Genomic DNA, 6,830 nt, shown 5'->3' with positions numbered 1-6,830 from the left:
CAACGAACCGCCCAAGGAGAACATCATCACAGAATTCATAGCCTGAACGGTCTCATCCGGTTTGACAGCTACCGGACTTCCACGCAGTTGGATGCATCTCGCGAGAACGACGACTTGAACCACCCCATACTAACCTCGACACAATTGGAACCCGAACGGCTGAAAGACGACTTGATCCACACGCGATCGGCTGCGGCATGACGAGAAGGTGCGGAATCTAGCAGTCGTCTCGCACTGCTTTTACAGGTGCTGCTCATACTGTCAATCCTTAGTTGTGCGTATAGATCCCAGCCTACCGGCGGTCTCATCTATGAGCGCGAGCGATTCGGCTTGCGACAGCGCTTGAAGCTGGGCATGTTGAAAGCATTGGCTCAAGTCGAAAACCTTCTCGGGGTTCTCGATCACCTGCGAGATCACCGGCGTCTCGTACCAAGCGAGCGAGCCGAGTCTTGGGCTCGGGAAGTCCAGCAGATAGAACGTTGTGCCGCCAATGATGGGACCGACCGTGCTGGTAAAGGGGATAACCCGGAAGTCGATTGTGTCCGGATGTTCCTTGATGGCGGCAGCCAGATGCTGAAGTTGCCGGTAGAGAACGGCCGCACCACCAAACTGCTGCTCCAATGCGGCCTGGCTGACGACGGCCACAAGCCGTAACGGATCAGCGCCGAAAACGCGTTCCTGGCGGCGCATGCGCGTGCTGACACGACGTTCAACTTCCTTGCCAGGGATCGCAATTTGGTCGGCCTTGATCAAGGATCGAGCGTACTCCTCGGTTTGCAGAAGACCTGGGATCAGCAGGCTTTCGTAGGCGCGGACCTCTTCGGCACCGTATTCAAGGCCACACAAGCGCAGGTGCTCGGCATTGAAAATCTTCGAGTACGCCGACCACCACCCGCTCCGTGTCGAAACCTCCCGAAGCTCAAGAAGTTCCTCTCGCTCGTCGGCAGGTATCTCAAGGAAGTCGAGGAGCTTCCGAAATTTCTCCTCTTGAAGGATCCGCTGCTCGTTCTCGACCTTGGACCAGTAGGTCGTCGTGAACCCGAGCGCCTTGGCGAGCACCGGACCGGTGATGCTCAGCTCGTCACGACGGTGTCGGATCCGTGCAGTCACCTCCCACCTGGCGACCATGGGTGACACAGGCGGCATCGCAACCCTTCCTATCCACAAGTTCAACCGGCGATCGACGCTTGTCACCGTACACCGGACCCACTAGCCGAAGCATTGTCATTTCTTTTGCCAAAGGACTTGTGCTGTCTTATTGACAGGAATATTGTCACTGTGTCAGCCGTCACACATCGGCGATGTCCAGTCGGCGGCCGACAAAAGACCTACAGGCCGTCGAGCATTCACACGACGGCGTCCAGCGACCGGGGAGGTCGATGTGCAGGGATTGACAAAATCCAGCGCCACCAGCATGCGGGCGGCCAATATCAGAGAAGGCGAACAACCGCTCGTCATACCGAGAAAAGCTCTGGTGCAACGGCTTTCGCAACGGCAGGCCCGAAAATCGATGAGCGGAGTCCCGCGATGATGAAGACGCCGTTCCCATCCAAGAACATGGTCCTTGAGGCGTGCGCGGGCACCGTCGTGGTTCCTCATCCAATTCTCCAGGCCGCCTACGAACTGGCGAGCCTGCACGAGGCCCGGCTCGGGACTGCGGTCGACACCACCAATGAAATCGACTGCGCGCGAGCCAAGCTGATGCATGACATCGACTGCTGGGTATCTGCGGAAAAGCCGCAGCCGCTTGAAGCCGCCTACCTGCACACGGAATCGGTCGGCATGGTTGTCGACCGAATCGCCCAGTTCTCCGTCGATGCCCACACGGCGCTCGCGTATGGCCTGCCGGAGTCACAGGTCCACCACCGCTGGCAGCGGCTCGCCGAGCTCGCTGTCGGCTACAGCGACCTTGCCTTCGAGATCTCGACAGGCACCCGGGCGTTACCGGATCTCTGCACCCCAGTAGAGGGTTCGATCGAGCCAGGGAAAGAGCAATGAATTCCCGGCACGTCATCCGACCTCGACCGAATCCGTCCAAACATGTTGCACGGAGGCGGATCTGATGTCGTTGTTCGAACATCCGTGGGCTGGTTTCATCGTCGCGTTGCCGTGCCTTGTCGCGTTCGTGTACTACGGCCTGGGCATACATTCGCGTCCCCCCGCACCGGGTGATTCGGTCCCCGGTGCGGGGTGGGCTGCCACCGCGAAACCGCGTGGACGCCACCGCAAGCCGCGTCGCCGTCATAGGGCGTGGTGAGCATGATGGCCGACTCCACACCCAGTGCGAGGGCACCGCTGATCGAGCAGCGCACAGCAACTCCACCCCACACTCTATTGTCGTGCGGGACAGCGCCGGACAACGAGCAGTCGCCACTGAAACCGGGTGAGGTGTCGGATCGGCCGCGCGTCCTGACCGGTCTCGATCCGACCAAACCCAACTCGGCCCGGCTGCATAACTACATCCTGGGCGGCAAGGACAACTACGAGGTCGACCAGATCGCTGCCCACCGGATGCTCGCGGTGGCTCCGGATACCCGGACGGCGGTCTTCTTCAGCCGGCATTTTCTGCTGAGCGCGGTGCGGATGGCTGCCGAGGCAGGTATCCGTCAGTTCGTCGATATCGGTGCGGGTATGCCGTTTTCACCGAACGTGCACGAGGTCGCCCACAAGTTTCAGCCGTCGGCGCTGGTGGCGTCGATCGATTACGACCCGGTCGTGCACGTCCACGCTCACGCATTGCTGTCCGCGCCCGGTGTGACACCGTTGCTGGCGGATGTTCGCTGTCCGGGCGATCTGATCGATCGGTGCCGCACCGAGGCTGGTGTCGACTGGGCCGAGCCCGTCGCGGTTTTGCTGGTCGGCGTCCTGGATTACGTGATGGACGACGAGCATCCCGCTGCGATCCTGGCGCGGCTGCGCGAGGCGATGGCGCCGAGTAGCTATCTCGCATTCACTCATGCCTCAACCGATACCGATCCCGACCTCAGAGCGATATCGGACATCGACACGGCGGGCAGTTCGGCACAGGTCCGGTTCCGCCATCCCTACGAAATCGCCCGCCTGCTCGACGGTTTCGAGCATGTCGGACCCGGTGTGGTGTCGGTTCAGGAGTGGCTCGACGACGACCTGCCGGTCACCAGATTGGACATCCTCGCCGGAATTGGCCGTGTCGCTCAGAGCTGGCAAGCGACAAAAGAGAAGGCAACAACAGAGAAGGGACGATTGGCTTGATCAACAATGACGGTCTGTGTGGGGCCATGAAATTCTGCGAATCGGCGGCCGTGAACACGCATTTCGACGGCGAATGGCGGTCCTTCGGATTGCCTGGAGACGAAGAGGAGTTCCGGGCCTGGGTCGCCGCGCGTAGGTCGCTGGCGCAGGACACGGACGCTTTCGATCGCCACCGTGACCTCGTGATGGGGTATATATCGCGCATCCCGGAGGCCAGCGCCCAGGGTATGTACCCAGTGATCATTTGGTCGGACCAGCCGAACGCACCAGTGGCGGTGGCGCACTACGAGATCACGACGTTGTACCGGTACCCGCAGGCGCGGCCCCGACGCCGATGACGCGCCGTCGATACGACAGGGACCGGCCCGATATCCGACTAGCCGTCGACCTCGGCTGGGAATACATCGGTAAAACACGCGGCGGCCGATTGAAATTCAGGCATCCCGCGACGGGCGCGATCGTGAATCTTGCACAGAATTGGCCACAGGCCCGGGGCATTCAGAACATTATCGCCGAAATTCGCCGGTTGACGCCGCGACCGCCGGTTGCGGTGCTGAACCGGTCGAGTCGGAAGGCGTCGCCTCCCGCAGAGCTGAGGCCCAGCGGTGAACGATCGTAAAACATTGCAACACAGTCAATTCCGTATGCAGTAGGACTACGGTTCCCGCGTCCCGGAACCCTGGCGGCGATTCGTTCCTGACCCAGTGGTGCCAGGAACCGGACAGTGTTGGCCGTTCTGGTGTGCTGGTGGTTGGCTGGCTCGTATCCTGCCGGGCGTGACTTCTCCTACGCCATGGACGATGACGCTCGAGGGTGTGACGGTGGGCGGGATGGAGTGCGGCGACCGGGATGGGTATCCGGTTGTGGCGTCCCACGGTGCGCCTGGTTCTCACGTGGAGGCGGTTGCCTTCGCTCACGACGCCGCGAGGGAGGTGGGCGTGCGGCTGATCGCTATCGATCGCCCCGGAATGGGCATGTCCGAGTTTTCGCCGCGTCGGCGGATCCTGGACTGGGCCGACACCGTGACCGCGATAGCCGACGACTTCGAACTGGATAAGTTCGCGGTCCTCGGCGCCTCCGGAGGTGGCCCGTACGCGCTGGCCTGCGCCTACCGTCTACCCGACCGCGTCAACCGAGCGGTGATCGTGAGCTCACCCGCCCCTCTCGATGATCAGGTGGAGAGTCGAGGTGCGGGCGGGGTCAAGCGGGCCAGCGGGCTGATGATCCTGCGGCGGTTTCCGTTCCTGGCGCGACCGGTCGCAGCGCGGATGGCGCAGGTGGTGCGCAAGCCGCGTGGTTTGGCGGCGATGATCGCGCGGATGTCTCCGGCTGATCGTGACCGGCTCGCCGGTGATGAGGAGTTGCGGAACCAGATCGCCGACAACGTCCATACCGCGTTCGCTCACGGTAGTCGGGGTGTGGCCGCCGATTTTCAGGTCCTATTCGCGCGTCCATGGGGCTTTGATCCCGCCGATATCGTTGTGCCCGTGCGTATTTGGCACGGCGAGGCCGACGGCAATGTCCCGGTCGCGGACGCCGAACGCCTGGCCGAGGCCGTGCCCGATTCCCAGCTTGAGATTGTTTGCGGGGCTGGGCATCTGCTGTTCGTCGATCACGCCACGACCATCCTGCGATCGATCCGCGAAGACAACGCCGCCGAGTCGAAGGCTCGGCAGCCGCGGTAGCAAGCCAACCGGAAGGAGTACCTCGTCGCCGGTCGGCGTCGGCTTACCGCTCGGTCTGGCTCACTGTTCGGCGTCGGCTGGTTGATTGGGGTGGGTGAGTTCGTAGCAGAGGCCGCATCCACTGACCGGTGGGGGCGGGTTCGGGTGGACGGGGGTGATGTCGAGGATGGCTTGTGGTCGTGGTTCGGCGGGGATGCGGGTCCAGTCGCCGGAGACGTCGACCCAGTTGTCGGTCGGGGTGAACCGGACCCGCACCGCCACGGTGGCGCGGTCGTAGAACCCCTGGGCGAGCTCATGGCAGGCGGTCGCGACCCGGACGCGGCCGTCGAAGTCGTAAAGGGGATTGTGGTGTTGCCATCCGGCCATGGGGCTGTGCTCCTCAGCGAGCCATTCGTGGACGAACGCCGTCTTCAGATCGACCAGGGCCACGGCGTGTCCTGGTGGGATCGGGATGGCGCGCAGAGCGGCTACGGTCAGGTCTGTGGTTCCAAGAGTGGGGGCGGTGCCAGTCACGTCGCAGACGATCGCGCGGACTCGCCTCTCGGCGCCGGAGCCGACGGCGCGGGCGGCGAGGTGGAATTGGTGGTAGGTGCCGTCTTCGTAGCGTTTCGCCGCCGTGCCGATCCAACGGTCGGCGGGGGTTTCGCGGAAATTGAACATGTCGAGGAACGCCGCCCGGTCGTCCCAGCGGTCGAAGCTCCTCAGTAACTCCGGAATCGTGCGCCCGTCGGGGAGTTCGTTGCGGGGCCGCAGGAGATACTCGGCCACCGGATTGGAGGTCAGCAGACCGGACGGGGTCCATTCGACCGCGCCGATGACCGGGAGTCGCGGCAGCGGTTCGAGGATGCTCGCCGACCAAACCGCGACGGCGAACACACCACCAACCGGACCGAGGATCGGGATGCCGACCAGCCGGAACACCCTGTCGTCATCGAGGACCTCGGCCTTGTCGCGGGTGCACCGGGACTCGAAGCACTCTTTCACCAGCGTGTCCAGGCAACTACGGGGCAGGCTGGCGCGAGCAAGTTTCGAAAAAGAGCGAGGCTCTCCGTGATCGAGGACCAGCGAAACCTGATCGACTGCGCCGGTGAGCGTTTCGATCACCACCCATCCCCGCTCCGGCGGCGATTTCTTTTCCGCCGTGCTGGTGCTGATCTCACCGATATTGTGCGTGCCCGTATTCGTGACCATCGTCCCCCGACCCTTTCCCCGCATATCGAGCCACCATCACCGCGCGGGTGAGTTTGCGGTGCTCCGGCGGTTGAACCTTTGTTGTGAAGGTTTTCCGTGGCCATCGGGAATTAGTCCGATTGTATCCCGCAAATTTTCGGCGAGCTATCGACCGACCTCGGCGTATCGACGGCTATGCCGGAAACATTCCGCCCTCGGGGGACGGAGATGCGCCCAGCTCGGGGGCAGCGCGGCGAGGGGGTTCCGGGGCCCCCTCCCGAGGGAGCGCGGCGGAACGGTGAAGCCAGGGCGGCAGCAATATCGCGACCCTAGGCGAGTCGCGGCAGTCCACGTCCGAGCGAGGAGATCGACTTCACGCCCAGGTCATAGGACGATTCTGCGCATTGTGTTGCATAGGTCACATTTCCGGGTTAGTGTGGAGAACTCTCGACTGATGGCAATTCCTTAGCTACAGGAATTGGTGGCTTCTAGGGCTCGGTAGTCGAGATACAACCGAATCGGCTCCACCCTTGGCAGGTTCTGTCGCCTCGGATGGGTGCCGAGTATTTCCCAGAGTCTGCGTTGGCAGCTGCTGGATGAGCGCACACGAGGACCGTTTTGCGCGGCCCGGTTGTGGGCGCGATTCATCAATCAAATTCGCAGTATTCCCGCGCTTGCGGCGTACTCGCTCGCGCGTGCCGATGGCACGCGTCGATGGCGACCTTTGATGTGCGCTGGCGGTTC

The 6,830-nt window shown here is 62.8% G+C and carries 7 protein-coding genes; 5 read left to right on the top strand and 2 right to left on the bottom strand.

Annotation, left to right across the window (positions count from 1 at the left end; genetic code table 11):
* Positions 1-201: hypothetical protein (locus LGY53_RS43910; RefSeq protein ID WP_255670280.1), on the top strand; the 201-nt coding region annotated here is incomplete at its 5' end.
* A gap of 60 nt (positions 202-261) precedes the next feature.
* Here the strand turns inward: LGY53_RS43910 and LGY53_RS41885 are convergent.
* A complete protein-coding gene (locus tag LGY53_RS41885; protein WP_225732233.1) occupies positions 262-1,110 on the bottom strand; it encodes a Scr1 family TA system antitoxin-like transcriptional regulator in 849 nt (282 codons plus the stop codon).
* 417 nt (positions 1,111-1,527) lie between these two features.
* On the opposite strand from LGY53_RS41885, the gene LGY53_RS41880 reads away from it, so the two are divergent.
* The 4 genes from LGY53_RS41880 to LGY53_RS41865 all read left to right on the top strand — a co-directional run bounded on the left by LGY53_RS41880 (position 1,528) and on the right by LGY53_RS41865 (position 4,916).
* Positions 1,528-1,998, top strand: coding sequence for a DUF4254 domain-containing protein (locus LGY53_RS41880; RefSeq protein ID WP_225732232.1), 471 nt, complete (start codon positions 1,528-1,530; stop codon positions 1,996-1,998).
* Between the two features lie 261 nt (positions 1,999-2,259).
* Complete coding sequence (locus tag LGY53_RS41875) at positions 2,260-3,231, top strand: SAM-dependent methyltransferase (RefSeq protein WP_225732231.1); 972 nt, start codon at positions 2,260-2,262, stop codon at positions 3,229-3,231.
* Positions 3,228-3,569 carry a hypothetical protein gene (locus LGY53_RS41870; RefSeq protein ID WP_225732230.1) on the top strand — a complete coding sequence of 114 codons (342 nt, stop codon included), beginning with the start codon at positions 3,228-3,230 and terminating at the stop codon, positions 3,567-3,569. Before LGY53_RS41875 ends, LGY53_RS41870 begins: the two co-directional genes overlap by 4 nt.
* Positions 3,570-4,031: 462 nt before the next feature.
* The gene (locus LGY53_RS41865) at positions 4,032-4,916 is read left to right on the top strand and encodes an alpha/beta fold hydrolase (RefSeq protein WP_225732229.1); all 885 of its coding nucleotides are present in this window, start codon (positions 4,032-4,034) and stop codon (positions 4,914-4,916) included.
* A 60-nt stretch (positions 4,917-4,976) separates the two neighbouring features.
* Here LGY53_RS41865 and LGY53_RS41860 read toward each other — a convergent pair whose 3' ends face one another.
* Positions 4,977-6,020, bottom strand: coding sequence for a GAF domain-containing protein (locus tag LGY53_RS41860; protein WP_308103107.1), 1,044 nt, complete (start codon positions 6,018-6,020; stop codon positions 4,977-4,979).
* Positions 6,021-6,830: the final 810 nt, after the last annotated feature.

The organism is Nocardia sp. JCM 34519.1, from assembly GCF_020361265.1.
GTDB classification, from domain to species: domain Bacteria; phylum Actinomycetota; class Actinomycetes; order Mycobacteriales; family Mycobacteriaceae; genus Nocardia; species Nocardia arthritidis_A.
The sequence above is the reverse complement of the archived record's forward strand: the minus strand, read 5'-3'. Positions and strand labels throughout refer to the sequence as shown.